This is a genomic window from Sphingobium aquiterrae (assembly GCF_037154135.1).
In the GTDB taxonomy this organism is placed as follows: Bacteria; Pseudomonadota; Alphaproteobacteria; order Sphingomonadales; family Sphingomonadaceae; genus Sphingobium; species Sphingobium aquiterrae.
Genome location: NZ_JBANFL010000029.1, coordinates 1 through 23771, shown reverse-complemented (window position 1 = coordinate 23771; position 23771 = coordinate 1). Strand labels below are relative to the sequence as shown.

The following is a 23771-nucleotide window of genomic DNA, read 5'->3' as shown; positions in this document are numbered from 1 at the left end:
CTTTTATGCGAGTAACTCGCAATAGCGTAACACGAAATGACGACAAAGACAAACAGGTGTTGCCGTCAGGCGGCGATGGTCGCCGCACATTCCCAGCGATCACCAAGCAGTGGAACCCTACCCGTTCCGCGTTGGCAACGACCGGGGGCGTACCGTCACGCCAAAATGCCCTCATTTGCGCTTGGTCGTCCAGATCGGGGCCGGTGACGATCGCGCGGGCGGCCTGGATGAACTGCCCATGCCCGAACACATAGACCCGCGAGGCGGGCGGGAGCGCGGCCAGGCGCGCCAAGGCTGCCTCGACGCGCCGGAGGAAGCCGGCAAAGCTCTCCGCCCCTTCCCCGTCGCACCAGGCCGGGTCAGCGGCCGTCCAATAGCGTTCGACATGGGGCCGCCGATCGGCGGCGGCCGTGCCGTTCCAGCGCGCGGGTTGTAGATAGGTGAATTCTTCTATCGGCCACACTTCCACCGGTGCGTCGGGAAAGCGCGCGATCGTCGGCGCGGCCGTCTGCCGGGTGCGCTGAAACGGCGATGTGACGATCAGCGACGGCGTTTCCGGCCATTCGCGCGCGATCCGGCCCGCCTGCCCTTCCCCGCGCTCCGTCAGCGCGATCGATGCGACATCGGTGCTGACAAGCCCGGTGTTGGCGGTACTTTCGCCGTGCCGGATGAATATGGCTTTCATCGTGCCTTTCCAGGAGCGATCAGGCGAGAATCTGGATGCCGTGCTTCTCGACGATCGACAGCAGCTTGAGCGCCGCGCCGCTGGGCTTCTTGGCCCCGGTTTCCCACTTCTCCACCGTGCTTTCGCTGGTGTTGAGGTAGCGGGCGAATACCGGCTGACTGACCTTGTTGCGTTCGCGCAGCCGCTTGATTTCAGCCGGGGCGATTGCGGGGGGTGTGGTCAGGCAGCTTTCATCGAAATGGCGCATGGTGGCCTTGTCGATCACCCCGACGCTATGGAACGCCTCGGCCGTCGAGTGGATCGCCTCGAAGGCGTCGCTTTTATACTTACGCTTGGTCGCCATTGCATATCTCCGTCAGTCTGCCATCCGCCAGCAGGGGAGCAATATCCTTGTCCGTGGCTTTCTGGAGGTTCTTCGCCAGCAGGCGAAACTCCCTCAGTTCGTCATCGTCGATATTGGCCCTGTCCTTCTTGGCGAACAAATATTGATACAGCCAGTAGCTGCCGAACTGCGCGAGGATGATGCTCCTGTGCATGTTCTTGTTCAGCCGCTTCTTGAACACCCCGCCGCCAAGATCGTCCGCCTGGCCTTTCATCACTTCCTGAATGGCCTCGCATAGCTCGTCGTCTGAAATACGGGCCTTGCGCGCCGCCTTGGCGAACCAGGCCGTCTTGAAGGTTCGCGCTGTCGCCGTGGCATTGCTCATAGAGAATATCTAGCACTTAGTGCTATTGAAAGCAAGATGGCGATGACGCCTGCCGCTGGCGCGGCACCGTGGCTCTAGTCGCTCGCGCTCCCCAAGCCCGCAAGCGGTCTTGGCCGAAGGGGACGATCCACATGGCGGGCACAAGAACCGCTCGCGCGGATCTCGCGGGTAGTGTGCCGGCGTGCACCGGCGTCGATGTTTGCTCCGTGGGGAGAGGGCATTCCGCCCCCATAGGCGCTAACTTAAGAATATTGCCGATTGTGAACCTGCATGAATTGTGACGGTCTTCGCCGTGGCGGTGCGCAAATATTTCTATAGGCTTTGGCTATGAGGGGTCACTACACGAAAGTGCGTTTTGCGTACGCCAAGGGAGAACGGGCCGGGAACATCACGTCTCGACGGTAGTGACGGTCTGCTCGAGGGCCTTGTAGAGGGCGGTTTTGCCGATTTTCAAGCGAGCCGCGGCCTCACGGACGGTGAGGCCCCCCGCAATATGTGCCCGAGCTTTACGTAGCTTGTCGGGTGTGACGACGGGCCGGCGACCGCCCTTGCTGCCGCGCTCGCGTGCGGCACGTAGACCGGCTTGGGTGCGCTCGCGGATCAGGTCGCGTTCGAACTGCGCGAGGGAGCCGAAGATGTTGAACACCAGCATTCCCCCCGGCGTGGTGGTGTCGATATTCTCGGTGAGCGAGCGGAATCCGATGTCGCGCGCCGCCAGTTCGCCGATCTTGTCTATAAGGTGGCTCATCGAGCGGCCGAGCCGATCAAGCTTCCACACCACCAGCGTGTCGCCGGAGCGCAGATAAGCCAGCGCTGCAGCAAGACCGGGCCTGTCGGTCCTGGCGCCCGACGCCTGATCGTCGAAGAACCGTTCGCATCCCGCTCGCTCCAGTGCATCGTGCTGGAGCGAAAGCTTCTGGTCGGGGGTAGAGACCCGCGCATAGCCGATCAGCGCCATGGGCTGCTCAATAGTGTCCGTTTTCCCATCATCATGTGATCTTGTCCGAATCGCCATCAAAGGTCAAGAGTTGACGGACACATTCCCAGTGACCGTCCAACGGACGTCTGACGGACAGCGACATGGAGGGGTTCGACCTTGGCCAGAAGACACCTGCTAACCCGCGAGATGCTTGCGGGCCATTATGATCCGTCGCTCGATGAACGCGAGATCGCGCGTCACTTCACCTTGACCCGTGACGACCTCGAACTGATCGCATCCCGGCGTGGCGACGCCACCCGCCTCGGCTATGCGATGCTGATGCTGTATCTGCGCTGCCCGGGGCGCGTGCTGGAAGCCGGCGAAGCGCCGCCCATGACGATCCTCGCGTTCGTGGCCAGTCAGTTGGATGTGTCGCCCGCGTCATGGCGCTGCTATGCCCGCCGCGACGAAACGCGTCGGACGCACCTCGCTGACCTATCGCGGCGCTTCGGTCATCTCGTTTTCAGTCGCGCGGATTTCCACGCGCTGGTCGCATTCGCCATGCCGATCGCGCAGACTGTCACTCATGCGCGCTCCTTCTTCCGTCCGATCAGCAGGCCCTTGGTCCCGCCGTATTCATAGGTAAAACTGAAATCGGGCCAGTCGCGACGCCAGCGTCGGGCCACGTAGCGCTCGCCAGGACGGGCCGCATCATCGAGCATGACGATCCCGCCCGGAGTGATGCGGTCGAACAAGCGTTCGGCCATGCCGCGCACAAACGGGTGAACCGCCCATGGGGGGCCATCGATCAGCAGCAGGTCGATGGACAAGGGAACTCGCGGGAGCGCGTACCAAACGCCTGGCCAGCGCGGGTCTCGCTGCGCTAGGGGCGCATGCTCAAAATGTGCGTCGAGTTCGTGTTCGGCGATCCACTTCTTCATCTCGGCGATGAAGGGTAGATGCTGGTCATAGCTGTGCAACGTCCCCCGACCGTTCCTTGCCAGCGCCTTGGAGATCACCAGCGAGGTCGCGCCCGATCCCAACTCCACGACATTCGCAGGACGCCTTTCTGCGATCAAGTCTACCGTCCGGTGCAGCAGGTAAGTGTCGGCCTTCCAGCTGCCCAGATGCGGCAAGGAATCAGGAGCGAGATCGATGCGCTTGAGAAGAGACCGCTTTTCTTCCTGCGTTCCGCCATAGAGGCTCTTTAGCAGCCAGGGCCACTGGATCGCACCGAACGCAATCTGGAACAGGCCTTCGCCAAGGGTGCGGCGCACGAGACTGTCGGCTTCTCTCGGCTTGGCCAGTAGGCCGGTCAGAAATTTTGTCGTCATGTTATGACTAAATCCATTCGGGATCTGGCGTGTGGTTACTTTTCGGCACGTGCCTGGCTGCTCTATGGCGATGGCGGTAACGAGCAGGTTGAGGCCGGATGCACGATAGTCTGGGTCTCGATGATGATGCCTAGGCGGCGTGGACAAATTCAGGGCTATCAATCGTCGAGCGTCACAAGCAGGCACGCCCGAAAGGTGCCTTCCGCAGTGTCCTGCCGGTGCCAGATTTTGACGATGTTGTAATACTCGAAATAGCCTTCCGTATCTCGGGCAAGGTGTTCGCCAACGCGCGGCAGGAAGTCGAAATCGGCCACGAACAGTAGCTTTTCCAGATCCTCACCCTCAAACACTTCCACCAAAGCCATAAAGTCCTCCGTGCAGGCATAATTGCAATATTGGCCAGCCCCGGCAACGCCTTGCGCTGAGAACGATTGACGAGGCGCGTGCCGATTGATTCAAGGCTGCTTTTTGGAGGCAGGTTTGAGCCGGTGCGATCTCACTGAAGCAGAATGGCGCGTTCTGAAGGGTTTGTTGCCCATCGAGCCTGAGAACCGTGGTCGAGGCAGGCCGCCCGAACGGAACCGCTCGATCATCAACGGCATACTGTGGCGGCTCCGCTGCGGCGCTCCGTGGCGCGACGTGCCGCCCAAATATGGCAGCTGGAACACCATCTATCGCCGGTTCCGGCGATGGAGTGAAGCCGGGGTATGGGAGACCGTTGCCGTGACGCTGGCCGAGATCATGGCGGACAGCGGCCATTACAGCATCGACAGCACCACCGTTCGCGCCCACGTCTCGGCAGCGGGCGGAAAAGGGGGACTCATCGACGCGCTCTTGGCCGCTCGCGGGGCGGGTTCACCAGTAAGCTTCACTGCCTGGCTGATGCCCTCGGACGACCGCTCGCCTTCGTTCTAACCGGCGGTGAGGCGGCGGACTGCAAGGCATATGATGCCCTGATCGATCTGCCCGAACGCGCACCCGACGCCTTGCTTGCGGACAAGGGCTATGATGCCGACGCTATCCGTGCCGACCTTGCCGAACGGAAGATCGAGGCCGTCATTCCGGGCCGATCAAACCGCCGCGTAAAAATTGAGCATGATCGGGCCCTCTACAAGCAGCGCAACCGCATCGAGCGCATGTTCGGCCATCTCAAGATCAACCGGGCCATTGCCACCCGATACGATCAACTGGCCAACAGCTTCCTCGGAATGGTCCATCTCGCCACCGCCAGATACTGGCTCAAATTTGTCCACGCCGCCTAGCTCTATCCCGCGCATTAATATCTGGCCTATCTATCCTCGTCGCCCTTGTTCTTTCCCCTCTCGACCGCTGGCGGCGGTGGAGCCGGCTTGGCGACCTTGCACCCCTTCGCCTCCGCGAGCCCGCGCAGATAACCGCGCCGTGCAATGCCGACGGTGACGGCAGCCTGAAGACTGCGCTCCGCAGGCGCCGCACCACTGATCTCGCGTACCAGTCCGCGGAAGGGAATCAGCGAATTGACCACTGTGCGACCGACCGCCTCGGCGATCTTCCCCGTGCGGTTCTCGTTGATCGCGACGCCGACGGCGAAATCCTCGCCCAGCACGGCATTCAATTCACCCATCGCCTCATTAAGGTCGCGACACCGACGCGTGGGTGGCGGCGCATAGGGGTTTTCGACCGCTTTCAGCAGTACAGCGGGTATCTCGCCCTTGTCTATACCCACGTCCCGTGCCGGCTGAGTGGCTATTTTCCCGGCCTTGTCCAACGTGTTGGGCCTGTCCTGGGCGATGGCTGCGCTCGACAGCAGCGAAGGCAGCAAAATGCCAGTGGCGATGAATCTCATAGAAGTTCCTCCAAATTGAATAGTCGAGCGTCCGTCCGTTCTGAGAACGATTTTGACGATCCGGTGGAGGCGTTTCCCCCCACAGGGGGGGGCGGAGGTCAGCAGGGCGTGCCAGCCTTCACAGTTCACCTTTAAGACCTTCATTTGTCCATTCGCTTCGTCGCGCCTCGCGTGGATCTCCATTGCCTGTCCTTCAAATCAGCCCGACGACAAGTAGCAAGGCACGGTCCACGGCCTTCATCCGCTCATCGTCAAGCCGCCCGAAAGGCTCGCTGATTTTCGAGCGCGGCAGGGTGGAGAGCTTGTCCACCATCACCTGCGAAAGCACGCGCAACCCGTTGGCGTTGTCCGGCTCGACAGTGATGCGAAAGGCGGCGTCCCGCACGGCGCTGGTGATCGGGCAGATCACGATGCTCTCCAGAGCGGCCAGAATATTCGATTGCACAATGAGGGCCGGGCGCGGTTTGCCGTAGTCGCCTTGCAATGAAACCGCGACAATATCGCCTCGCTTCACTGCCACTCCTCGATCTGCCCTGCCGCTTCTTCGGTAAACCGCAGCACGTCCAGTTCCGCCGGGTCGTCCTTCAACTTCAAGCATTGCTGACGCACACGCTCCGCGAAATCAGCGGCGCGTGTGTCAGGAACCCAAAATTGGACGGGCCGAAACCCCGCCGCGCGCATCCGCTGGCGGTGTCGATCTACCTTGTCAGCCCTTTGCTTGATCGCGGCCATGTGAGTCTCCGATGGGTATCATGCAGGGTTACATGATACCCATCCTGCCTATCTTCCGCAAGCGCTATCCGAAAATTGCCCTCTGGTGCCCGTCAGGGGCATCGCCAAGTCCTTAGATTGCACAACCTGCCCCCAATCGCTCCCCTGCGCTCTACGGGCCGGAAATCGCCTCCTGCACTCCCTGATAGCCAATTCGAACCTTCCATCATTGTGCAACGTGGAATCGTTGCCCCGACGTGGGCCGACCTGGCTGCCCTGCAAAGGTTGCAAATGTACGATCAAGTGCTATAGTGCATAGTGTTATAGGGTGGCGCAGTGCGAATATTCAAAACCAAATGGATTGCGCGCTTCGTCCGGCGTGAGCGAATTGACGACGCTGGTTTGAAAGAGGCTATCGCGCGAGCCGAGCGCGGTATCATCGACGCCGATCTGGGTGGTGGACTCATCAAGCAGCGCGTTGCCCGGCCTGGGCAGGGGCGATCAGGCGGGTTTCGCATGATCGTCGCCTATCGAACGGACGATCGGGCGTTCTTTCTGTACGGCTTTGCCAAGAACGAGCGCGAAAACATAGAGGACAGCGAGTTGCAGACCTTGAGGGACATTGCCGCCGAATTGTTGGCGCATGACGAGACCGCCCTGGATGCAGCCGTGGGCATGGGCAAGCTACAGGAGATCGAAAATGGCGAAGAAGCTTAGCAATCTGACCGAAGCCCTCCTCGAAACGGCCGAGGACATGCACAGCGCCGGGCTGATGGGCGATGAAGTCTATGAGAAGATCACCGTCCGCCACCTGGGGCCGGACGCGCCGCTCACGGCCGCGCCAATCACACCGGAAGAGATCCGAAGCGTGCGTGAGCGGGCACATTTGAGCCAGGCCGCGCTTGCCAAATATACGAACCTGACGCCGGGCTATATCTCGCAACTCGAACGCGGCACCAAACAAGCCAAGGGGCCTGCGCTCGCCATCCTGAACGTCATTCGCCGTAAGGGCATCGAAGCACTGTTGTGACCGTCCGCTCCAGGGGTCTGACGGCGGTTATGGCCTGATTTTCGTCGCACCGCCCATATCTTAAGAAAACGCCGTCATAATGCCGGGTTGGGAAGAACGGAAAAAGGGCGGACATGGCTGACATAGAATTACCACGACCGTTCGCGTTCGACGAATTTTACGCGATGCTGAAAAAGTATGTGAACGATCCCAAGGCACGGGAAGCACTCGCGAACTACGATGCCGAAGCGATCGAAGGCAGAGGACAACTCGATGACTCATCAACGTCATCGGAATTGGCTTATGACGCTGACGGCATATTCCAGCAGATTGGTTGGTCAATCTTGGTTAGTCATGGTTGGCCTATCTACTATGACATGATTCAGTCAACAGGCCAAAATCACGAGTTGCAGATGGAGTTCCTTTCAGCAGCCGGAAACTTCAGGAGTATAGCAAAGCTGCTAATTCGCGGGCGCAAGGAAGATGATCTTCCGCGATGGTTGAGAGAGGGAGATACGTTTCCTGACAAGAACTTCGACATCTACGATCCCGCAAGCGTACTTCGCCTTCTGCGAATGTGGTCCGAAAAGCATCCGAGACATCAGCCCTATACTCTGACGGCATCTGAAAGCGCACAATCACCAGACTGACGTCAATCACATGAAATCCGACGGGCTAACCATCGGTATTATATGGTATTTTCTTCTCTTTAGCGCGCGAGCAACTCACGCCGTAGGATGGCGTCGCACCTCTATCTGATTGCTTGCCGCGATGTTGCTAGATTTGCCCTGACGCTACGAGCTTACCCAGCAGGGCATTGACGCGCGTTTGCCAGCCTGGGCCGCTCCCACGCAAATGCTCGACCGTCTTCGCATCCAGGCGGATTTTCACTTCTACCTTGGGGGCTTCGAGCTTCGGGCGACCTCGCCGGGACGGCTTCATTCCGGCCATGAACGCCGCATCCATCGGCGGATTATCGTCGTGAATCTCAGGATCAAACTTGGCCATAATAGAACCTCGCTTCATGCTTCTCTGCCGGACGCAAGCTGATGGCGCGAACCGCATCGTCGTGGGAGCCGTCGGTGAAAGCCAGCACATGCAGGCGATCACCGATCAACCCTATGGCAACGAAACGGACCTCTCCATAATCGAAACGGTCATCCTCGCGTTCAAAGGCCGTGTCCCAATCGAACCCTTCCGCAGCCTGCAAGGATATGCCGTGTTTGGCGATATTCCTCTCGTCTTTGGCCGGGTCGAACTCGATCTCCATACAAATTTCGTACACCCATTAAATCGCCCACACAACCGTTTTTGTGCACCCTATAAAGATCAGCTTGGGCGAGTGACATCACACATCGGCCTTTGACGCTACCCATTTGCGCACGGGGGTGGCCTGCGTGGACAAGATCGGGCTGATGAACGTTCTGCTGGCAGAAGGCGTCAATCTCGGCCTGCGTAAAATGGCGGCGGCTACCAATACGCACAGCTTCTGGGAATTGCTGCGGATCGCGCGCTGGCATGTCGAAGGCAGCGCCTATGATCGGGCGCTTGCCATGATAGTCGAGGCGCATGCGAACCTGCCCATGGCTGCGTTCTGGGGACACGGGCACTCCGCATCCAGCGATGGACAATTCTTCCTAGCCACCGAGCAGGGCGAGGCGATGAACATGGTCAACGCCAAATATGGCAATGTCCCCGGCCTGAAAGGATACAGCCACGTCTCCGATCAATATGCCCCATTCGCCACCCAGGTCATTCCCGCGACCGTCAGTGAGGCTCCATATATCCTCGACGGGCTGCTCATGAACGATGCAGGCCGCCATGTCCGTCAGCACTTCGCCGACACAGGCGGCTTTACCGATCATGTGTTCGCTGCCTGTGCGCTTCTCGGTTACAGGTTCGCGCCGCGCATCCGCGACCTTCCTCAAAAGCGGCTCTATGCCTTCAATCCCGGCGCAACGCCTGCAAATGTGCGGGGGTTGGTCGGCGGGAAAATCAACGAACCACTCATTGAGCGGAACTGGCCTGACATCCTTCGCGTCATGGCCACGATCGCCGCCGGCATTGTCGCGCCCAGCCAAATTCTCCGCAAGCTGGCCTCCTATCCTCGCCAGAATGAATTGGCCCTCGCCCTTCGGGAAGTCGGTCGTGTCGAGCGGACATTGTTCATGATCGACTGGATTCTCGACGCCGGCTTGCAGCGCCAGGCCCAGATCGGCCTCAACAAAGGTGAAGCCCACCACGCCCTCAAGCGTGCCATCAGCTTTCATCGGCGTGGCGAAATCCGGGACCGATCGGGCGAAGGCCAGCATTATCGAATTGCTGGCATGAACCTGCTGGCTGCCATTATTATCTTTTGGAACACGATGAAGCTCGGGGAGGTCGTCAGCAACCAAGCCGCTGATGGCGTTGTCATTCCCCCCGATCTCCTCGCCCATGTCTCGCCGCTGGGCTGGGAGCACATCAACCTCACTGGCGAATACCGCTGGCCAAAATCTTAGCGTAGGATTTCGCCCCCTCCTGCAAACGCCCCCATGCTGGGCGAATACGATTTCTCCGACAAGAAGCTTGCAGACAGCTTCGGTATCCTCCCCCTGAAACAGGGCCTCTGAAACCAGGCCGTAAATGGGGGAATGAAAATGAGGGAATTTATCAGCAACTCAATACCTTGCCAGAATTCCTATGTCGCATTCCGCCCCTTTGCGGGGACGGACCCAACACTCGCTCGACCGCGTGGCGCTGTTCTTCGCTCAAGCGGCCTCTTCGAGCTGGATATGCAGCCTGAAGCCCGCCGCCGTGGCGACGTTGACCAAGGCGTCCAGCGAGAATTTGTCGAGCTTTCCGCGCAGAAGATCGTTCAGCCGGGGGCGGGTCAGGCCGAGCCGCTTGGCAGCCTGCTCCTGCGGCACGCCCCAGGACTTCACCCGCTCGCGGATGCTCAGCAACAGGTCCGCGCGCGCCGTCAGATTCGCCGCTTCCGCCGGCGTGTCGGCCAGCGCGTCAAAGACGCTATCGAAGACTTCGACATTCATAGGTTCGGCGCTCATTGCTCTGCCTTCCAAGTTTTCAGCCGTTTCGCGGCTAGATCAATGTCCTTTTGCGGCGTCTGTTGCGTCTTTTTCTGGAACGCATGAAGCACAAGAACCCGATCCTGTAGCGTCGCCAAATACATCACCCGAAACGCGCCTGATGCTTCTCTGATCCGTATTTCCCTCACGCCTGCCCCGACTGTCTTCATCGGCTTCCAGTCGGAAGGTTCGAGACCCGTTTGCACCGCCCGAAGTTCCACGCCTGCGCCATAGCGAGCGTCATCCGGGAAATCGCGTAGGGCCTCGCGACTGTCGCCCAGGAAATGAATCGGCTTTGCGGTCTTGGGCTCCATTGCGCGGACTGTATCAAAATCGAGACAGGAAAGCAACAGCGACCAAGCGCCTGCCGCTGCGCGGCACCGTGGCTCTAGTCGCTCAAGCTCCCCAAGCCCGCAAGCGGTCTTGGCCGAAGGTGACGATCCAAATGGCGGGCGAGATCGCGTGCGCGGATCTCGCTGGCGTGGTGCCGGCGACACGCCGGCGTGTCGTTCCTTTGCGTGGGAAGAGAGCGTTCCACCCCCCTCTCCCCAGCAACGACAATCAGCGGGACCGTGGCTCACTCGGCAAGCCTCGCTGCGCCGCGCGCCACTCCCGCAGATTGTCGCTGCCCCCCTCTCCTGCCGGCGTTCTTGGGCGTCCGTGTCCGGCCGATGGCCTGGCCATCGCCGGTCAGGCGATTTGAAGGGAGTAGAGTAGAAGGCATGGAACAGGACAACCGGGAAAGCTGGCTCAATCGGGTGGCGGCGGGCATGGCTCCGTTGTTCGAGGCGCTGGACGCCCCCCTGCTCGCGCGTATCCGCGTGGCGATCGGCTTCACCAGCGCGGGCCGCACACCAGCGCGGGCCGCAAGGGTAAGGCGATCGGCGAATGCTGGGATAATCGCTTGAGCGCGGACGGGCATTTCGAAATCTTCATCCGTCCCGACCTCGCCCATGCGCCCGACGCCATGCCGGCGTAGATCGCCGCCATCCTCGCGCATGAGCTGGTCCATGCCGCTGTCGGCATCCCGGCAGGGCATGGGAAGGCGTTTAAACGGGTCGCGCTTGGCCTTGGCCTGGTTGGGCCGATGCGCGCCACCACCCCCGGCGAGGCGTTCCTGTCGGCCATCGCGCCGATCCTCGATGCCGTTGGCCCCCTCCCCCATGCCCGTCTCGATACGGACGGCGAATCCACCGCGCCCAAGAAGCAGAAAACCCGGATGCTCAAATGCGAGTGCGCGACATGCGGCTACACCGTGAGGACCGCGCGCAAATGGCTGGAACTGGCCGGAGCGCCGCTCTGCCCGATCGAGGATCATGGCCGGATGGAGCATGAGCCGCTGGACGACGAGGACGACGATCCAGAGCCGGAGGATTGAACGGCTTAGAAATGTATATCACTCTGATGGACAGGTCATGCCGTTTCGATTAACGATAGCACGCAGAGTGAGGGCGCTATGATATTGGTAGTCGGGAACACAAAGGGCGGCGTTGGCAAGACCACGCTCGCCGTCAACCTCGCGGTGGCCCGCGCACTCGCGGGCCGCGACCTGTTGCTGGTGGACGGCGACGAGCAGGGAACCGCCCTCACCTTCACCCAGCTTCGCACCGAAGGTCTTGGCGAAGCCGGCTATACCGCCGTCGCCCTTACCGGCGCGGCGCTTCGCAGCCAGGTTCGCCAGCTCGCGCCCAAATATGACGATATCATCATCGACGTAGGCGGGCGCGACACCGGCTCGCTGCGCGCCGCGCTCACTGTCGCCGACACGCTGCTGATCCCCGTTCAGCCGCGCAGCTTCGACGTGTGGGCGCTCGATCAGGTGGCGGTGCTGGTGGCCGAGGCGCGCGAGATCAACGAGGGGCTGCGCGCCGTCGCGATCCTCAACGGCGCGGACCCGCAGGGCGGCGACAATGAGGCAGCCTTGCAGATTATCGGCGATATCGAGGGGATCGAGGTGCTGTCCACCTCGATCGTGCGCCGCAAGGCGTTCCCGAACGCGGCGGCCGAGGGCAGGGCGGTGCTGGAGCAATCCCCGCGCGACGCTAAGGCGATCGATGAGCTGACCGCGCTGATCGGTGCGGTATTTGTATAGCATGATGATAGCGGAGTGAAATGCAATGGCTATCGCTCGTAAACCGAACAGCAAGCCCAAGCCGCCGGTTGATGAGGACGCGGCAGACGCTTTCATTGCCGGTGCCGCGAAACCGGCGACGCCGACGATCACGGCGGCGGCCGACGATGGGCCGCGCAAGGCGCCGGTCATGCTGCGCTTTGACCGCGCGTTGCTGGCGAAGGTCGATAGCGCTGCGAAGCGGCGCGGCATCAGTCGCAGCGCGTGGATTCAGTTCACCGTCAGCAGGGCGCTCGACGCCGGCGAAGGGTAAGCGTCCCGGATCGCAGCCTGATGCGCGAACGGTGAGTTTTGGGGTATCGACTCACCGTTGAGTGGCGGGCAGGCTGAAATCGACCAGCACCGGCATTTCCGGGATACCGCCGCGCATCTTCGCGCGGCGGACGATGCTGTGCTGATCGATCAGGTTTTGCGCGTCGCGGCGACCGCTCGATGTCTTGGCCATCCACAGCATCGCGACCTTTTCGACCTTGCGCCCTTTTTTGATCGGCGTGAAATCGACATAGAAGGGGCAGAGCTTGTTGATTTCCTCCTGCGCGACCTTGAGGCAATATTTGTTGAGATCGGCGAAGCGTTCGAGCTTGCCCGCCGGCACGTTGAGCAGCCCGCGCAGTTCCGCGATCGTGAATTCTTCGCTTTGCTTGTACTCTAGGCCGATCCGCCGTTCGATCATCTCATAGAGGCACAGCGCATATTTCGACTCGAAACAATACATGACTTGCGTCTTGAGGCGCGCATAGACTTCGCTGTTGCGCAGTATCTCGATCAGCTCCTCGGGAATGCGGTAGTGGAGGAAGCCGTCCTTTTCGAGGCTTTCGTCGCTCGGGCCGAGGAGCTGGACGCGGCGCTTGTAGCTCTTGCCGGCTTTGCGGATGGTGACGATCGCGATGGTGCCCATCAGGCGCAGCAGCGAGCTTTCGATACGCTCATTGCCCTGGTGCGTGCCTTTGAGCGCGGTCTTGGCGATCCGATGGATGATCGGCTCGCCGATCCGCTCCCAGGCGTTGGCGATCAGCAGATTGTAGATTCGGCGATCGGCGAGGGTGAGGGGGGTCAGCTCGACGATATCGACCAGTTCGCCGGGCTTGACGATCTCGCCGTAATTGGCGGGATCGAAAGGATTTCCGCGCCCCTTTTGCGCGAGCGTAAGGGCAGGGGTATCAACCAGGGCAACTTGCGTCATCGCGTCGTCCAAAGGTGAGCAGGAGGAAGGCCGAGACTCACCTTAACCGGCAAAGGTGAGCCGGGCAAATCCTAAAGCTCGCCGTTGGCGCACGGTGAGGAGATACCCCAAAGCTCACCGTCGATCGGATGCCTACCCCAAAGCTCACCAGACTCGACCCCAACACTCACCTTTACCGACCCCAAAACTCACCGAAGGCTACCCCAAAACTCACGCGACTCGACCCCAACACTCACTTTTCGCGGCTATTTTCCCAGGTTTTCTGCGGGCTTGAGCACCCCTGAATCTTGAATCTAAGAAGAATCTTTGAATCTGAACGCGAACGGTGAGCTTTGGGGTAGTCTTACCTGTGGATAACTTGCCGCGCGCCACACCGTCACAGCCACAAAGAAGAAGAAAGCACCGCCTCTTGGGGCTTCGCCCCGCCGGCTCGCGCCCTACGGGCGCCCCGGATGGCTAAAGCCATCCTCCCACCCGGCGTCCCCATGATGAGCCGGCTACGCCGGCACGCTTTTTGTTCAGATCAGCCCCATTTCCACCGCTCCGCACAACAATTCAGCTCACCACTAGGTCCAACCGTCCAATTGGCTTTCCAAAAAGCCATGTGGAGAGCCCAGCACTTCATTTGAGAAGGAGGGAAGGACGGAAACGTCCCAACAGGCGCGGTTTTTGGCCCGCACAGCCTCTTTCAGGCACTCAGGAGTGTTTGAGAGGGTCGGACGATCAAGACGCTCTACGGGCTTCCCAGGCGGCCAATTCCCCGAACCTAGATCTTCGTGGTTTCACCCGCCCCACGCGACGGGCCGAGGTTGGCGTCGATCGCCAAGGTGAGGACCTACCCCAAAACTCACCTTACGCACGCCAGAGACCGATTTTTCCGCGCTTCGCTACGCATATTCACGCGGCAAGATATGGCGGAACGCTATCACCTAGATATACAAACGATATTACACAGATTGCTACTATGCCAGCGCGACCGTTTAAACGCTTTCACGCCTGATCGAACCGGCCGGCGAACTCGCGATCGGCATAGTAGGCGAGCTTGGCGGCGACGATCGGGCGCTGACCGGCGAGGAACAGCAATTCCAGATCGGCCGGCAGCATGCGAACTTCATCGGGGGTGAGCAGGGGACGGCCGACATGTTGCGCGCCGAACGATATGCCGGTTTCCTCCGCGTCGATCGCGCGGCTCATCGTCTCGAACACGACCGTCTCCTAGCCGAGCAGGTCGGAGACCAGTTTCGCGCTGTCGTGATCGTTGACCCCGAACACCTGCAGGACGCCGGCATTGGACAGGAAGGTGCCGGCGCGGCGCTCGTAGAGCGCGCGGAGCTGGTGGACGTCCTGCAGGATCGGCCAGAGCTGGATACCGTAGCCCGCCATCAGGCCCATGGCGCGCTCAACGGGTTCGAGGCGGCCGAGCGCGGCGAACTCATCGAGCAGGAACAGCACGGGCTTTTCGGCTGACGCCGGCGCACGGACCAGCTCGGTCAGTCTCTGCGCCAGCATCAGGCGCAGCCAGCGGGCATAGGTGGCGAGCCGATCGGGCGGCAGCACCGCCATATTGCAGGATCAGGGGCTGGAAGAGGGCGCGCAGGCCGACGAGGATGACGACGAGAACCGTCAGCATCATCATCGTCTGATAGAGATTGGAATCGTGCGCCAGGCCGAGCAGCGAGCCGAGCAGATATTGCATTCCCAGGCCCAGCACGATGCCGGTGGCGAGGAAGAGGATCAGGACGCCGAACAGGTGGCGGATCAGCCTGGCGGGAATGACGATGAAGGCGGTGAGCGCCCACACTGGATTCTGGCGCGCTATGCGGGCGAGATTGCGGATCGCGCGGCCGAGCTAGCGCAGCCATTCCATGTCAGGCCCTCCGATCGGTGAGATTGCCAGCGCCGGGTCCGCGTCGGGATGATCGAGCAGCTTGAGGACGATCGCGGTGGCGAGGGGAGGGGCACGCCCTCGTCGCGCAGCATGTCGAACAGGGCGTCCTCGTCAGGCGTCAGCGCCATGTCCTCGATCGCGAGATTAGTGCGCGCGTCGGCATCGTCCTCGTGCCACATGGCGACTTCGGCCGGGGTGCCGCGCACATAATCGAGCGCGCGGACCTGGGCGCGGATCGCTGCCACGTTGAATCTGGTCATGGTGTTTCACTACCTTCCGCTTCGGCATCGAACGCGCGTTTGCCGCGCCGCTTCCAGAGCGCCAGTGTATCGCCATTCTCACGCGCCTTCGCCGCGAGTTCGAGCATCGCGCCGTAGAGGATGGCGCGATCGTCGTCGGCGAGATCGACGAGGCCGGCCTTCTGGACGAGGCCACCCAGCTCGATCAGGTGGCGGGTGCGTTCCCTGCGTTGCACGACCCATCCTTTCGTATCGGTGCGGCGCTGCCCGGCCTCAGCTCTGCGAACCGCCTGCTGGAGTTTCGCCTGCATCCTGGCCGTTGTCTGAAAGGCCCTTGCCAGATTTGCGCCCGCGCCGCTGAAAGAAGGCCGCGCCATCAGAGCGCCACGCCTCCCGATTTTCCGCGACCTGCACCTCGCCGATGACATGCAGCAGCGCGCCGGCCAGCACTTCGGCGTCGAGCGTATCGGCCCCGGTCGCCATCACCAGTTCACCGAGCTGCTGGACCTTCTTCGCCTTCAATGCCCTGGCCTTGTCGCCGAGCGCTTTCAGCTCCGCGTCGTAATCGCGCACCTTACGCATAGAAAATCGCTCCGACAGTGAGGATGAGGGCGACGGGAAAGAGGGCAGCGAATAGGACGGTGCCGATCATCCACCATCCCGCGCGGGTGTGCGCCATGTTGAGCGTCCAGCCCAATGCGGGATTGCGCTTGGGCACCCACAGGCGGGGATCGGCCTTGGCGAAGTAACAGCCAAGCAGGCCGTCAGACCAATGGGCGGGATCGCGCCAGAGCGCATCGAGTTGCGGGCGGTCGTTCGCAGCCATCACGTTCCCTTCTTCGCACGTCGATGAAGCAGGATCGTAGCACAGCCGCGCATGGAAAAAACCGGCGACACCATAAAACGCGGCGAAGTCAATCACAGGAACGGCAGAGAGTGTGAGGGCGCGCTTATACGTCGTTGCCGACATGCGCTCAGAAAGGCAGTATAGTGGCCGTCATGGCGATCTACCATTTCTCGGCCAAGGTCATCAGCCGTGCGAACGGGTCGAGCGCCGTTGCGAGCGCGGCCTATCGTGCAGCCGAACGGCTGCACGATGACCGGCTCGGGCGTACCCAAGATTTCTCGAACAAGGCGGGCGTCGTCCATTCGGAAATCTTGGCTCCCGAAGGTGCGCCGGAGCGTTTAAAAGATCGCGCGACCTTGTGGAACGAGGTCGAGGCCGGTGAGAAGCGCAAGGACGCGCAGCTGGCGCGTGAGGTCGAGTTCTCGATCCCGCGCGAGATGACGCAGGAGCAGGGCGTCGCGCTGGCGCGCGATTTCGTCGAAAAGCAGTTTGTGGAACGCGGGATGGTCGCGGACCTCAATGTGCATTGGGACATCGGCAAGGACGGCCAGCCCAAACCCCATGCTCATGTCATGCTGTCGATGCGCGAAGTCGGCAGGCAAGGGTTCGGCCAGAAGGTGCGCGACTGGAATAGCAATGCGCTGCTGAAGGAGTGGCGCGAGGCGTGGGCGGATCATGTCAACGAGCGCCTGGCTGCGCTCGATATCGACGCGCGCATCGATCACCGCACGTTGGAGGCGCAGGGGATCGAGCTTGAGCCGCAGCACAAGATCGGGCCGGCAGGATCGCGCCGGCTCGATCGTGGCGAGGATGCCGAGCGCGCCGACGATCATGTCCGGATCGCGCGGGAGAATGGCGATAAGATCATCGCCAGGCCAGAGATCGCATTGGACGCGATCACGCGCCAACAGGCGACGTTTACGCGGCGCGATCTGGCGATGTTCGTCCACCGCCATAGCGACGGCAAGGAGCAGTTCGATTCCGCAATGAATGCGGTGCGCAGTTCGCCCGAGCTGGTGGCGCTGGGCAAGGATGGTCGTGGCGAGGACCGCTTTACCTCCCGCGACATGATCGACACCGAGCAGCGTCTGGAGCGTGTCGGGGCCGCCCTGGCGGATCGGGTGGGGCATGGTCTCCCGGCAGCGTCGCTGCAAAGGGGGCTGGACGCTGCCGGGAGTGAGGGCCTGGTGCTCGGGGGAGAGCAGCAAGCTGCGCTGGCGCATATAACGGGCGAGAAGGATATTGCCATCGTGGTCGGCTATGCCGGCACCGGCAAATCGGCCATGCTGGGGGTCGCGCGCGGTGAATGGGAGCGCGCCGGCTACAGCGTGCGCGGGGCAGCGCTGTCGGGGATCGCGGCGGAGAGCCTGGAGGGCGGATCGGGCATCACCTCGCGCACCATCGCCAGTCTCGAATATCAGTGGGACCAGGGCCGCGAGCTGCTGGGGCCGCGCGACGTGCTGGTGATCGACGAGGCCGGCATGATCGGCACGCGCCAGATGGAGCGCGTGTTGTCGGAGGCCGAGAGGGCAGGGGCGAAGGTTGTTCTGGTCGGCGACGCCGAGCAGTTGCAGGCGATCGAGGCCGGCGCGGCGTTCCGCAGCCTTGCCGAGCGCCACGGCGCGGCCGAGATCAGCGAGGTTCGCCGGCAGCATGAGGACTGGCAGAAGGAGGCGACGCGGGCGCTGGCGACGGGCAGGACCGGCGAGGCGATCCATGCCTATGAGGCGCACAGTATGGTCCATGCGGCCGACACGCGCGAGCAGGCGCGCGCCGAGCTGGTGGACCGCTGGGACGCGCAGCGCATTGCCGATCCCGAACAGACCCGGATCATCCTCACCCATACCAATGCCGAGGTGCGCGATTTGAACCTGGCCGCGCGCGATCGGTTGCGTGACGCCGGCGAGCTGGGCCAGGACGTGCGCATGTCGGCCGAGCGGGGCGCGCGGGAGTTCGCGACCGGCGACCGCATCATGTTCCTCAAGAACGAGCGCGAGCTAGGGGTGAAGAACGGCACGCTGGGGCAGGTCGAGCGCGTATTGCCCGATAGCATGGCGGTGAAGCTGGACGATGGCCGATCGGTGGCGTTCGACCTGAAGGATTACGCCCATGTCGATCATGGCTATGCCGCCACCATCCACAAATCGCAGGGCGTGACGGTCGATCGGGCGCATGTGCTGGCGACCCCCGGCATGGACCGCCATTCCGCCTATGTGGCGCTGTCGCGGCACCGTGAGGGGGTGCAACTCCATTATGGCCGCGACGACTTCGCCGATCAGCGCCAGCTCACCCGCACGCTGTCGCGCGAGCGGGCGAAGGATATGGCGTCGGATTATCCGCGCGATCGGGAGACGGAGATTCGGAATTTCGCCGATCGGCGTGGATTGTCGGGCGAGATACGATTGCCGGAACGGGCCGAGCGGTCGCCGGTGGAGATCCTTGGCCCTCGCGCGGGAACCATGCGCCAGATGGGCGAAGATACACGCACGGTTCGCGCTGCTGGCGACCGCGGCGCTGGCGAGGCGAAGGCTGCGGCGGAACGGCAACCGCGGCGCGGTATGTTCGACGGCTTCCGGCCCGCGCCCGAGCGCCTAGCGCCGGCAGCTGAGCGCGGCCAGGGCGAGAAGCCCAAGCGCGGCATGTTCGACGGGTTGAAGCTGTCGGCCGAGCCGGCGAAGGGCGCGGAGCGTCCGCTCGCGCGTGCCGATCGCGGCGAGGACCGCGCCTTTACGCGCGTGGTCGAGCGCGCCTCGCGTTCGGCCGAGGCGGTGTTGCAGGCGCGGGCGGCGGGCGGGCCGGTGCTGGAACATCAGAAAGTCGCGCTCGAGCGCGCGACGGAGGCGCTGGATCAGATCAGGCCGGGAGCTTCGCGCGATATGGCATCGGCGATGCAGCGGGATCCCGCCCTGCTGCGCGAGGCGGCAGCAGGGCGCAGCGGCCCGATGGTCGAGGCGATGCGCGATGAGGCGCGCGTGCGCGCCGATCCTGCCCTGCGTGCCGATCGGTTCGTAGAACGCTGGCAGGCGCTTCGGCAGGACCGCGACCGCCTCTATCGCGTCGGCGACATGACGGGGTGCGAGAAGGCGGGCAAGGAAATGGCGGGCATGGCGAAAAGCCTTGAGCGCGATCCACAGGTGGAATCGATCCTGCGTAATCGCACCCGCGAGCTGGGGCTTGAAATGGGCATGAACCGCAGCCGCGACATGGGCGGCGGCGACCTTGGCTGCCAGTTGACGCAGGATTTGGGGATTGGCCGTGATCGTGGCCTTAGTCGCTGATGGTTTGCGGATAAGCGCCTATCATGATAAAACGGTATGTGTTTAATCAGAGAGTCGAACCATGAACGATATGACCCGCTGGACCGTTTCGGTATCGAAAAACACCGACATTGCGGTGCGTAGCTTCCTCGCACAGCGCGGCATGAAAAAAGGCGATCTTTCCCGCTTCATCGAGGAAGCAGTCAAATGGCGTGTTCTTGATCAGACCATCACCGAGGCGCGGAGCAAGTTCGAGGATATCGCCCCCGACGAGCTGGACGCGCTGATAGGGGAGGCGGTGGCCGCCGCACGTCAGCCCGCAGGCTGACCCGTGCGCGTCGTTGTCGATACCAATGTACTCATAAGCGCGCTGCTTTCGGGCAGATCGCCGCCCGCGCAGATCGTCACGCTCTGGCGGGAGGGGCGGTTCGAGCTGCTGACCTCTCAAGAGCAACTGGACGAGCTGGCGCGGGTGACGCGCTATCCCAAAATCCGCGAGCGGCTTTCGCCCGCGCTGGCGGGGCGGCTTGTCAACGAGCTGCGCGACGTGGCTGTGATGGTGGCGGACCTTCCACACGTGACGGCCTGCGCCGATCCTTACGATAATTTTCTGTTGGCAATGATCGTCGCAGGCACGGCCGATCATCTTGTGACCGGCGACAAGCGGGATTTGCTGTCGATGGTCCGTTACGAGGGCGCACGCATCATCGCCGTGCGGGACTTTCTGGTGATGTTCGGGCAGTTGCCCAAGGATAAGCGGACATGAACGACCAGGAAGAGTATCGCGAGGAGTCGGCAAACGGCGACGACCCGGCGCTGGCGTTCGAGCGGTTGCGCGGCGAGGTGTCGTTGCTGCGCCATGCGGTCGAGGCGCTGACCACGGCGCGCGAGTCCATCGACATTCCCGATTATGAGCCGACGCTTGAGCGCACCGAAAAGGTGCTGGAAATATTGGTGCAGCAGATAGACGGGGTGCGGAAAAGCCCCGCCATGACACTCACCCCGGAGAATATGGCGGGCCGTTTAAACGCTTCCGTCGCCGAGGCGACCCGTGAGCTGCGCGCCCAGGTGCAGGCGACCGAAACGGTGCTGCGAAGCGCGGCGCACGACCTGCAAAACATCGTCGCGTCCGCGCGCCGGAGCGATGAGCAGAATAGAGGGCTGTGTATTGCCGGGGGCGTCGGTCTGGTGCTGGGGTTGTTGCTCTATGCGGCGCTTGTCGGCCCGATCGCGCGGATGATGCCGGCGAGTTGGCATTGGCCCGAGAGCTTGGCGACACGGGCGCTTGGCGAAACGTCGACATGGGATGCGGGGCAACGCCTGATGCAGACGGCCGCGCCAGAGAGCTGGGGATTGATCGTCGCGGCCTCACCGCTCGCAGACGGCAACCGCGAGGCGATCGAGGCGTGCCGCGAGCAGGCCGGGAAGGCGAAAAAGCCGGTGCGATGCACGATCGAGGTGAAGTCGGCAGGCTAGACTCGATTTCTGATTGATTGAATCGAAATGGGATACCCAAGCGGGGTGAGTTCTGATTCAACCTGCTGGCTGGGGATGGAGGCCAGCGGGGATGGCGAGACCCTATTCGAATGATCTTCGGGAGCGAGTGGCGGCGGCGGTAGCGTCTGGTCGGAGCTGCCGGGAGGTAGCGTCGCTGTTCGGGGTGAGCGTTGCGAGCGTGGTGAAGTGGTCTCAGCGCCAGCGGGCGACGGGAACGGCGGCATCGCGTCCGATGGGAGGTCACCGCAAGCGTCTGCTTGAGCCGCACCGGGCATTGGTGATCGGCCGGGTGAAGGCCGTGCCCGACATCACGCTCAAGGCGCTGGTGGCGGAACTGGCCGAACAGGGGATCGCGACCAGCACGGTATCGGTATGGCGGTTGGTGCGCTCGGAAGGGCTGCGCTTCAAAAAAAACGCTGTTCGCCGTCGAGCAGTTGCGGCCGAAGATCGCCAGGCGGCGCGAGCAGTGGAAGAAGTATCAGGGCCGGCTTGATCCCCGGCGCCTGGTCTTTATCGACGAGACTTGGGCCAAGACCAACATGACGCCGATCCGGGGTTGGGCGCCGCGCGGGCAAAAACTCATCGCCCGCGCACCGTTCGGGCATTGGCGCACGCTGACCTTCCTTGCAGCGTTGCGCCATGACCGGATCGATGCGCCGTGCGTCCTCGACGGACCGATCAACGGCCTCAGTTTCACGGCCTGGGTCGAGCAGTTCCTCGTGCCCACGCTCAAGCCGGGCGACGTTGTCATCATGGACAACCTGGGCAGCCACAAGGGGCAGCCTGTCCGCAAGGCAATCCGCTCGGCCGGAGCAAGGCTGCTGTTCCTGCCACCCTACTCGCCGGATCTGAACCCGATCGAGCAGGTCTTCGCCAAGCTCAAGCTGTTGCTCCGAAAGGCAGCCGAACGATCCGCCGAGGCAACTTGGCGCCGCATCGGCACCCTACTCGACGCCTTCCCCCCACACGAATGCGCCAACTATCTCAGAAACTCCGGATACGCTTCAACCTAAGTGGAAACGAGTCTAGGGTTGGTGGCCCAACGTCTCCGCCGACGCGCTGCACGATTTGAGGTGGAGCCCGCGCCGAAATCATCGGATAGATGAATCAATCCGGCCCGATTGATTCAAAGAAGTCGTCGGACTTCAAGCCCACGATTTTGTAGGTTTTGCGCCATGAATGGTGCAAGTCTTCCTGATCCCGTCGAGTTGGTGGCGCTCGATCCGGCGCGCAACATTCGACGGCGCTACAGCATAGTCGCCAGTTTCGACCTGTTCGGCATGATCGTCATCGAAACCCGCTGGGGCCGGATCGGCGCAGCCGGCCAAGCCCAGCGTCACGCCTTTGCCGATCGTGCTGCGGCCGATCGTCATATCGCCGCGATCCTTCGGAGGCGTGGCACGGCTAAAACGCGCATCGGCATCGCCTATCGACCCGCCTGATCCTCTGGCGGATGTGGAGGCAGCGCCTCGGCAGCCGTCAGCCCTTCCATCATCTGAAAAGCTTTCCGGTGAGTTCGGGAACGGCTGAAAAGAGGTCGGCGACCAAGCCGATGTCGGCGACCTGGAAGATCGGGGCGTCCTCGTCCTTGTTGATGGCAATGATGGTCTTGGAGTCCTTCATCCCGGCCAGATGCTGGATGGCGCCGGAGATGCCGATGGCGATGTAGACTTCCGGTGCGACGATCTTGCCGGTCTGGCCGACCTGGTAGTCGTTGGGGGCATAGCCCGCGTCCACCGCCGCGCGGCTGGCGCCCACGCCCGCGCCGAGCTTATCAGCGAGCGGGAAGATGACCTGCTGGAAGGTCTCCGCATCCTTCAGCGCGCGCCCGCCGGAAACGATGATCTTCGCGCTGCCCAGTTCGGGGCGCTCGCTCTTGGCGATCTCGGCACCCACGAAGCTCGACAGGCCGGCATCGCCGGTCGCGACAATGGCTTCCACCGCAGCCGAGCCGCCCGTTGCGGCAGCCTTGGCGAAGGCCGTGCCGCGCACGGTCAGGACCAGCTTGGCATCGCCGGACTCAACGGTCGCGATGGCATTGCCGGCGTAGGTCGGGCGCCTGAAGGTCCTGGGGCCGTCGACCGACAGCACTTCGGAAACCTGCATCACGTCGAGCAAGGCTGCAACACGTGGGGCGATGTTCTTGCCGTTGCTGGTGGCAGGAGCAATGAAGGCATCGAAGTCGGCCATCAGCGACACCACCAACGGCGCCACGTTCTCGGCCAGCGCGTTGGCGTAGGCCGCGTCATCGGCCTTGAGAACCTTGGCTACGCCGGCAATCTGCGCCGCAGCAGCCGCGGCGGCGTTGCACCCGGACCCGGCAACCAGCGCAGTCACTTCACCCAGCTGCCCGGCAACAGTGACGGCCGCCAGCGTTGCGTCCTTGACCGATGCATTGTCAATCGGCGTGCAAACGGGACCCCTTATCGGCGCGCAAAAGGGACCCCCTGTCAGGATGGCGGAACGTTGAT

Annotated in this window: 30 protein-coding genes and 6 pseudogenes; 15 read left to right on the top strand and 21 right to left on the bottom strand. The window is 62.4% G+C overall.

All coding sequences use genetic code 11. The features are described from left to right. Window positions 1-65: 65 nt before the first annotated feature. The 4 genes and pseudogenes from WFP78_RS21545 to WFP78_RS21530 all read right to left on the bottom strand — a co-directional run bounded on the left by WFP78_RS21545 (window position 66) and on the right by WFP78_RS21530 (window position 2350). Window positions 66-685 (bottom strand): annotated as a pseudogene (locus WFP78_RS21545) (histidine phosphatase family protein). A gap of 19 nt (window positions 686-704) precedes the next feature. Beyond that, window positions 705-1028 (bottom strand): helix-turn-helix domain-containing protein, encoded by a 324-nt coding sequence (locus WFP78_RS21540; protein ID WP_008994780.1) that lies wholly within the window; start codon window positions 1026-1028, stop codon window positions 705-707. Further along, complete coding sequence (locus WFP78_RS21535; RefSeq protein WP_310305612.1) at window positions 1012-1392, bottom strand: type II toxin-antitoxin system RelE/ParE family toxin; 381 nt, start codon at window positions 1390-1392, stop codon at window positions 1012-1014. The genes WFP78_RS21540 and WFP78_RS21535 overlap by 17 nt, the downstream gene beginning before the upstream one ends. Before the next feature lie 388 nt (window positions 1393-1780). Further along, the gene (locus tag WFP78_RS21530; protein WP_104955497.1) at window positions 1781-2350 is read right to left on the bottom strand and encodes a recombinase family protein; all 570 of its coding nucleotides are present in this window, start codon (window positions 2348-2350) and stop codon (window positions 1781-1783) included. A 138-nt stretch (window positions 2351-2488) separates the two neighbouring features. Between WFP78_RS21530 and WFP78_RS21525 the strand changes: the two are divergent. After that, window positions 2489-2893 (top strand): annotated as a pseudogene (locus WFP78_RS21525) (DUF4158 domain-containing protein); the annotation flags it as partial. A 2-nt stretch (window positions 2894-2895) separates the two neighbouring features. Here WFP78_RS21525 and WFP78_RS21520 read toward each other — a convergent pair. Both WFP78_RS21520 and WFP78_RS21515 read right to left on the bottom strand, forming a co-directional pair. Continuing rightward, window positions 2896-3645: a class I SAM-dependent methyltransferase gene (locus tag WFP78_RS21520; RefSeq protein WP_310305623.1), complete on the bottom strand. Its 750-nt coding sequence runs from the start codon at window positions 3643-3645 to the stop codon at window positions 2896-2898. A 158-nt stretch (window positions 3646-3803) separates the two neighbouring features. Beyond that, complete coding sequence (locus WFP78_RS21515) at window positions 3804-4010, bottom strand: hypothetical protein (RefSeq protein WP_310305626.1); 207 nt, start codon at window positions 4008-4010, stop codon at window positions 3804-3806. 115 nt (window positions 4011-4125) lie between these two features. Here WFP78_RS21515 and WFP78_RS21510 point away from each other — a divergent pair. Continuing rightward, window positions 4126-4907 (top strand): IS5 family transposase gene (locus WFP78_RS21510; RefSeq protein ID WP_336966493.1). Its coding sequence is split into 2 segments (ribosomal slippage): window positions 4126-4450 and window positions 4450-4907, totalling 783 coding nucleotides; the frame shifts between segments, so codons are not numbered across the junction. Between the two features lie 26 nt (window positions 4908-4933). Here WFP78_RS21510 and WFP78_RS21505 read toward each other — a convergent pair. From WFP78_RS21505 to WFP78_RS21495, 3 genes are all read right to left on the bottom strand, one after another. After that, complete coding sequence (locus tag WFP78_RS21505; RefSeq protein WP_310305631.1) at window positions 4934-5470, bottom strand: hypothetical protein; 537 nt, start codon at window positions 5468-5470, stop codon at window positions 4934-4936. Between the two features lie 193 nt (window positions 5471-5663). Further along, complete coding sequence (locus tag WFP78_RS21500) at window positions 5664-5984, bottom strand: type II toxin-antitoxin system PemK/MazF family toxin (RefSeq protein ID WP_310305555.1); 321 nt, start codon at window positions 5982-5984, stop codon at window positions 5664-5666. Then, window positions 5981-6202, bottom strand: a complete 222-nt coding sequence (locus WFP78_RS21495; RefSeq protein WP_310305558.1) for an antitoxin MazE family protein — start codon at window positions 6200-6202, stop codon at window positions 5981-5983. The genes WFP78_RS21500 and WFP78_RS21495 overlap by 4 nt, the downstream gene beginning before the upstream one ends. Before the next feature lie 315 nt (window positions 6203-6517). Between WFP78_RS21495 and WFP78_RS21490 the strand changes: the two genes are divergently transcribed. From WFP78_RS21490 to WFP78_RS21480, 3 genes are all read left to right on the top strand, one after another. After that, window positions 6518-6898, top strand: a complete 381-nt coding sequence (locus tag WFP78_RS21490; RefSeq protein ID WP_310305561.1) for a type II toxin-antitoxin system RelE/ParE family toxin — start codon at window positions 6518-6520, stop codon at window positions 6896-6898. Further along, entirely contained in the window at window positions 6882-7211 is a 330-nt protein-coding gene (locus WFP78_RS21485) for a helix-turn-helix domain-containing protein (protein WP_310305564.1), read from the top strand. Before WFP78_RS21490 ends, WFP78_RS21485 begins: the two co-directional genes overlap by 17 nt. A 113-nt stretch (window positions 7212-7324) precedes the next feature. Beyond that, window positions 7325-7840 (top strand): hypothetical protein, encoded by a 516-nt coding sequence (locus WFP78_RS21480; RefSeq protein WP_310305567.1) that lies wholly within the window; start codon window positions 7325-7327, stop codon window positions 7838-7840. A 127-nt stretch (window positions 7841-7967) separates the two neighbouring features. Here the strand turns inward: WFP78_RS21480 and WFP78_RS21475 are convergent, their stop codons facing one another. Both WFP78_RS21475 and WFP78_RS21470 read right to left on the bottom strand, forming a co-directional pair. Beyond that, on the bottom strand, window positions 7968-8198 hold the full coding sequence (locus WFP78_RS21475) for a BrnA antitoxin family protein (RefSeq protein ID WP_310305570.1): 231 nt from the start codon (window positions 8196-8198) through the stop codon (window positions 7968-7970). Further along, the gene (locus tag WFP78_RS21470) at window positions 8185-8460 is read right to left on the bottom strand and encodes a BrnT family toxin (protein WP_093016308.1); all 276 of its coding nucleotides are present in this window, start codon (window positions 8458-8460) and stop codon (window positions 8185-8187) included. Before WFP78_RS21470 ends, WFP78_RS21475 begins: the two co-directional genes overlap by 14 nt. Before the next feature lie 82 nt (window positions 8461-8542). Between WFP78_RS21470 and WFP78_RS21465 the strand changes: the two are divergent. Continuing rightward, window positions 8543-9691: pseudogene (locus tag WFP78_RS21465) on the top strand (Tn3 family transposase); the annotation flags it as partial. Window positions 9692-9940: 249 nt separating this feature from the next. Here WFP78_RS21465 and WFP78_RS21460 read toward each other — a convergent pair. Together WFP78_RS21460 and WFP78_RS21455 are read right to left on the bottom strand one after the other, a co-directional pair. Next, a complete protein-coding gene (locus tag WFP78_RS21460; RefSeq protein ID WP_286868690.1) occupies window positions 9941-10237 on the bottom strand; it encodes a helix-turn-helix domain-containing protein in 297 nt (98 codons plus the stop codon). Continuing rightward, window positions 10234-10572, bottom strand: a complete 339-nt coding sequence (locus WFP78_RS21455; RefSeq protein ID WP_286868689.1) for a type II toxin-antitoxin system RelE/ParE family toxin — start codon at window positions 10570-10572, stop codon at window positions 10234-10236. Before WFP78_RS21455 ends, WFP78_RS21460 begins: the two co-directional genes overlap by 4 nt. Before the next feature lie 408 nt (window positions 10573-10980). Between WFP78_RS21455 and WFP78_RS21450 the strand changes: the two are divergent. The 3 genes and pseudogenes from WFP78_RS21450 to WFP78_RS21440 all read left to right on the top strand — a co-directional run bounded on the left by WFP78_RS21450 (window position 10981) and on the right by WFP78_RS21440 (window position 12642). Then, window positions 10981-11636, top strand: a pseudogene (locus WFP78_RS21450) (transcription elongation protein SprT). A 78-nt stretch (window positions 11637-11714) separates the two neighbouring features. After that, a complete protein-coding gene (locus tag WFP78_RS21445; RefSeq protein ID WP_310305577.1) occupies window positions 11715-12350 on the top strand; it encodes an AAA family ATPase in 636 nt (211 codons plus the stop codon). Between the two features lie 25 nt (window positions 12351-12375). Continuing rightward, on the top strand, window positions 12376-12642 hold the full coding sequence (locus WFP78_RS21440; RefSeq protein WP_310305579.1) for a hypothetical protein: 267 nt from the start codon (window positions 12376-12378) through the stop codon (window positions 12640-12642). A gap of 51 nt (window positions 12643-12693) precedes the next feature. Here the strand turns inward: WFP78_RS21440 and WFP78_RS21435 are convergent, their stop codons facing one another. The 7 genes and pseudogenes from WFP78_RS21435 to WFP78_RS21410 form a co-directional block, all read right to left on the bottom strand. After that, window positions 12694-13572, bottom strand: a complete 879-nt coding sequence (locus tag WFP78_RS21435; protein ID WP_310305582.1) for a replication initiation protein — start codon at window positions 13570-13572, stop codon at window positions 12694-12696. Between the two features lie 990 nt (window positions 13573-14562). Continuing rightward, a pseudogene (locus WFP78_RS23505) lies at window positions 14563-15081 on the bottom strand (type IV secretory system conjugative DNA transfer family protein). After that, window positions 15005-15373 carry a hypothetical protein gene (locus WFP78_RS23500; protein ID WP_405053034.1) on the bottom strand — a complete coding sequence of 123 codons (369 nt, stop codon included), beginning with the start codon at window positions 15371-15373 and terminating at the stop codon, window positions 15005-15007. Before WFP78_RS23500 ends, WFP78_RS23505 begins: the two are co-directional and overlap by 77 nt. 48 nt (window positions 15374-15421) lie before the next feature. After that, window positions 15422-15720 (bottom strand): annotated as a pseudogene (locus tag WFP78_RS21425) (hypothetical protein). Then, entirely contained in the window at window positions 15717-15935 is a 219-nt protein-coding gene (locus WFP78_RS21420; RefSeq protein ID WP_310305585.1) for a conjugal transfer protein TraD, read from the bottom strand. Before WFP78_RS21420 ends, WFP78_RS21425 begins: the two are co-directional and overlap by 4 nt. Window positions 15936-15972: 37 nt before the next feature. Then, window positions 15973-16281, bottom strand: a complete 309-nt coding sequence (locus WFP78_RS21415; protein WP_310305588.1) for a conjugal transfer protein TraD — start codon at window positions 16279-16281, stop codon at window positions 15973-15975. Beyond that, window positions 16274-16525 carry a DUF5808 domain-containing protein gene (locus WFP78_RS21410; protein WP_310305591.1) on the bottom strand — a complete coding sequence of 84 codons (252 nt, stop codon included), beginning with the start codon at window positions 16523-16525 and terminating at the stop codon, window positions 16274-16276. Before WFP78_RS21410 ends, WFP78_RS21415 begins: the two co-directional genes overlap by 8 nt. Before the next feature lie 173 nt (window positions 16526-16698). Here WFP78_RS21410 and traA point away from each other — a divergent pair, with 173 nt between their 5' ends. The 6 genes from traA to WFP78_RS21380 all read left to right on the top strand — a co-directional run bounded on the left by traA (window position 16699) and on the right by WFP78_RS21380 (window position 22742). After that, window positions 16699-19824: a Ti-type conjugative transfer relaxase TraA gene (gene traA, locus WFP78_RS21405; RefSeq protein ID WP_310305594.1), complete on the top strand. Its 3126-nt coding sequence runs from the start codon at window positions 16699-16701 to the stop codon at window positions 19822-19824. 61 nt (window positions 19825-19885) lie between these two features. Then, window positions 19886-20131, top strand: a complete 246-nt coding sequence (locus tag WFP78_RS21400; protein WP_310305597.1) for a ribbon-helix-helix domain-containing protein — start codon at window positions 19886-19888, stop codon at window positions 20129-20131. 3 nt (window positions 20132-20134) lie between these two features. Continuing rightward, a complete protein-coding gene (locus WFP78_RS21395; RefSeq protein ID WP_237367213.1) occupies window positions 20135-20569 on the top strand; it encodes a putative toxin-antitoxin system toxin component, PIN family in 435 nt (144 codons plus the stop codon). Beyond that, window positions 20566-21279: a DUF6118 family protein gene (locus WFP78_RS21390; RefSeq protein WP_310305601.1), complete on the top strand. Its 714-nt coding sequence runs from the start codon at window positions 20566-20568 to the stop codon at window positions 21277-21279. The genes WFP78_RS21395 and WFP78_RS21390 overlap by 4 nt, the downstream gene beginning before the upstream one ends. 91 nt (window positions 21280-21370) lie before the next feature. Beyond that, window positions 21371-22313, top strand: a protein-coding gene (locus WFP78_RS21385) for an IS630 family transposase (RefSeq protein WP_310305604.1) whose coding sequence is annotated in 2 segments (ribosomal slippage) — window positions 21371-21706 and window positions 21708-22313 — 942 coding nt in all. Because the reading frame shifts where the segments join, the coding sequence is not laid out codon by codon here. Between the two features lie 162 nt (window positions 22314-22475). After that, complete coding sequence (locus WFP78_RS21380) at window positions 22476-22742, top strand: WGR domain-containing protein (RefSeq protein ID WP_336966465.1); 267 nt, start codon at window positions 22476-22478, stop codon at window positions 22740-22742. Window positions 22743-22791: 49 nt separating this feature from the next. On the opposite strand, the gene WFP78_RS21375 is transcribed toward WFP78_RS21380, so the two are convergent. Beyond that, complete coding sequence (locus WFP78_RS21375) at window positions 22792-23727, bottom strand: electron transfer flavoprotein subunit alpha/FixB family protein (protein WP_336966491.1); 936 nt, start codon at window positions 23725-23727, stop codon at window positions 22792-22794. Window positions 23728-23771 lie beyond the last annotated feature (44 nt).

Bases quoted from the DNA above. Each gene is read 5' to 3' on its own strand.
- WFP78_RS21540 (WP_008994780.1), bottom strand. From the start codon at position 1,028: ATGGCGACCAAGCGTAAGTATAAAAGCGACGCCTTCGAGGCGATCCAC.
- WFP78_RS21535 (WP_310305612.1), bottom strand. From the start codon at position 1,392: ATGAGCAATGCCACGGCGACAGCGCGAACCTTCAAGACGGCCTGGTTC.
- WFP78_RS21530 (WP_104955497.1), bottom strand. From the start codon at position 2,350: ATGGCGCTGATCGGCTATGCGCGGGTCTCTACCCCCGACCAGAAGCTT.
- WFP78_RS21520 (WP_310305623.1), bottom strand. From the start codon at position 3,645: ATGACGACAAAATTTCTGACCGGCCTACTGGCCAAGCCGAGAGAAGCC.
- WFP78_RS21515 (WP_310305626.1), bottom strand. From the start codon at position 4,010: ATGGCTTTGGTGGAAGTGTTTGAGGGTGAGGATCTGGAAAAGCTACTG.
- WFP78_RS21505 (WP_310305631.1), bottom strand. From the start codon at position 5,470: ATGAGATTCATCGCCACTGGCATTTTGCTGCCTTCGCTGCTGTCGAGC.
- WFP78_RS21495 (WP_310305558.1), bottom strand. From the start codon at position 6,202: ATGGCCGCGATCAAGCAAAGGGCTGACAAGGTAGATCGACACCGCCAG.
- WFP78_RS21485 (WP_310305564.1), top strand. From the start codon at position 6,882: ATGGCGAAGAAGCTTAGCAATCTGACCGAAGCCCTCCTCGAAACGGCC.
- WFP78_RS21480 (WP_310305567.1), top strand. From the start codon at position 7,325: ATGGCTGACATAGAATTACCACGACCGTTCGCGTTCGACGAATTTTAC.
- WFP78_RS21475 (WP_310305570.1), bottom strand. From the start codon at position 8,198: ATGGCCAAGTTTGATCCTGAGATTCACGACGATAATCCGCCGATGGAT.
- WFP78_RS21470 (WP_093016308.1), bottom strand. From the start codon at position 8,460: ATGGAGATCGAGTTCGACCCGGCCAAAGACGAGAGGAATATCGCCAAA.
- WFP78_RS21460 (WP_286868690.1), bottom strand. From the start codon at position 10,237: ATGAGCGCCGAACCTATGAATGTCGAAGTCTTCGATAGCGTCTTTGAC.
- WFP78_RS21455 (WP_286868689.1), bottom strand. From the start codon at position 10,572: ATGGAGCCCAAGACCGCAAAGCCGATTCATTTCCTGGGCGACAGTCGC.
- WFP78_RS21445 (WP_310305577.1), top strand. From the start codon at position 11,715: ATGATATTGGTAGTCGGGAACACAAAGGGCGGCGTTGGCAAGACCACG.
- WFP78_RS21440 (WP_310305579.1), top strand. From the start codon at position 12,376: ATGGCTATCGCTCGTAAACCGAACAGCAAGCCCAAGCCGCCGGTTGAT.
- WFP78_RS21435 (WP_310305582.1), bottom strand. From the start codon at position 13,572: ATGACGCAAGTTGCCCTGGTTGATACCCCTGCCCTTACGCTCGCGCAA.
- WFP78_RS21415 (WP_310305588.1), bottom strand. From the start codon at position 16,281: ATGCGTAAGGTGCGCGATTACGACGCGGAGCTGAAAGCGCTCGGCGAC.
- WFP78_RS21410 (WP_310305591.1), bottom strand. From the start codon at position 16,525: ATGGCTGCGAACGACCGCCCGCAACTCGATGCGCTCTGGCGCGATCCC.
- traA (WP_310305594.1), top strand. From the start codon at position 16,699: ATGGCGATCTACCATTTCTCGGCCAAGGTCATCAGCCGTGCGAACGGG.
- WFP78_RS21400 (WP_310305597.1), top strand. From the start codon at position 19,886: ATGAACGATATGACCCGCTGGACCGTTTCGGTATCGAAAAACACCGAC.
- WFP78_RS21390 (WP_310305601.1), top strand. From the start codon at position 20,566: ATGAACGACCAGGAAGAGTATCGCGAGGAGTCGGCAAACGGCGACGAC.
- WFP78_RS21380 (WP_336966465.1), top strand. From the start codon at position 22,476: ATGAATGGTGCAAGTCTTCCTGATCCCGTCGAGTTGGTGGCGCTCGAT.